The organism is Aeromonas sp. QDB30 (genome assembly GCF_027707645.1).
Taxonomy (GTDB): Bacteria; Pseudomonadota; Gammaproteobacteria; order Enterobacterales; family Aeromonadaceae; genus Aeromonas; species Aeromonas caviae.
Window position 1 is genome coordinate 1 of the sequence record NZ_JAPCIY010000163.1, and the last position, 1,628, is coordinate 1,628.

2 protein-coding genes are annotated in these 1,628 nt (G+C 51.2%); both read left to right on the plus strand.

Translation table 11 applies throughout. The features are described from left to right. Positions 1-796, plus strand: a 796-nt coding sequence (locus PG896_RS20910) for a site-specific integrase (RefSeq protein ID WP_270836187.1), incomplete at its 5' end; no start/stop codon positions are given. Then, complete coding sequence (locus PG896_RS20915; protein ID WP_199416372.1) at positions 796-1,326, plus strand: hypothetical protein; 531 nt, start codon at positions 796-798, stop codon at positions 1,324-1,326. The genes PG896_RS20910 and PG896_RS20915, both read left to right, overlap by 1 nt. Positions 1,327-1,628 lie beyond the last annotated feature (302 nt).

The window sequence follows — 1,628 nt, forward strand, 5'->3', positions numbered from 1 at the left end:
AAGCAAGCAGGAAAGTGGGATCAAGAGACGATCGTCTCATTTTTCCTGTGTCAATACTGTTCCGGTGAATACTTACCATGACAACGACCCCGCCAATTTTATAGACGATGCCAAATTCGGCTTGGTGCTTAATCCGGTGGCGGCCATACCCAAGCAAAAGGCCGCTGAACGTGTCGGGGAACGCTTCCTGACGTGGGCAGAGGCTCGCCAGTTGCTCGATGATATGGAGCAGCCCACCAGCCTAGGCTTGACCCTGCGCACCCTGATCCGGCTCTGTTTCTTCACGGGCGGCCAACGCCCTTATGAGCTGGCCGCCTCACGCTGGGCGAGTATCGACTGGCAAGCCAAAACCCTGACGATTACTGCCGAGCTTTCCAAGAATGGCCGCCCGCACCTGATCCCGCTCACCGATAGCGCCTTGCGGGTGTTGAGAGAGCAACAAGCGGCAACGGGGGATAGCCCCTTTATCTTTGCCCACGCCACCAAGCCGAGCGAACCAATGCCGATGGCCTCACTGAGCCAAGCAATTGACCGTTACCGCAAACGCGCCGAGATGGCGCACTTTATCCCCCGTGATTTCCGCCGCACCTGTAAGACCCTGATGGGCGAGCTGGGCATAGCCAAAGACCTGCGCGACCGCCTACAGAATCACGCCCTGAATGACGTATCCAGCAAACACTATGATCGCTATGAATACCTGCCGGAGAAGCGGCGAGCGTTGGAGTTATGGGAGCGGCGGTTATTAGATTTGGCGGCGGATAACGTGATTCCGGCCAACTTCAGGGGGCGTGGGTGATGGCCAGCTTTAAGGATAACGAATACCTAAAATTAAATGGCCCAGTCGGACTTGAGCCCATCAAGGACAGTCTAAGTAGGTTTGTTCGCAAAGTAGAAAGCGGTGAACCTGTAGGGGAACATTTATTACAAATTATCGCTGAAGGTGTCACACGTCACCTTGAAGACAAGGATTTGGATCCTTGGCCAGCGACTAAATACGATGATAAGCCTCCTAAGTATCCAAGCGATAAAGTCCAGAGACGACGTGCGGAAGTTTGGTTTTACTTAAAACTATTGCCCGATTATCGGGGAAAACAGCCAGAGAAACAGGATTATTTTGCCAACAAGCTGGGGGTGTCACAAGCAACAATAAGTGAAGATCTGCGTGACTCGCGAATCTACGGGCAATCTTCGGCTTTTGTTGGGCGGATAAGAGAGCTACTCAAAAATGAAGGCCTGCTCGAATTGACTTATTTTGCGGGTAGATTCTGGACTCTTGAACAAATGGATGACGCAATAGCAAGACTCCAAAAAGAAGGCAAGGAATAACATATCAGGTGGGCTAGTTTGCCGACCTGATACTGATTGAGATGATTCATTTAAATGGCTCTCGTATCGTGTAGATACATCTAAACGCGAGAGGAAATCCAATGAACATCCCTAACTTGATAACCATTACCACTCTTTGTGAAATGCTCGCGATCTCGCGCCCTACAGTGTGGCGTATCTATTCACCAGGACGGGGTTGACGGCATCAGTTCTGCCGGGATGGGATAATCCGACATTCCGCACCTGATTTAGGAATAAATTTGCCGATAGCGCTCACCCAATACCTCCAAAATGATCTGCTG

Bases quoted from the DNA above. Each gene is read 5' to 3' on its own strand.
- PG896_RS20915 (WP_199416372.1), top strand. From the start codon at position 796: ATGGCCAGCTTTAAGGATAACGAATACCTAAAATTAAATGGCCCAGTC.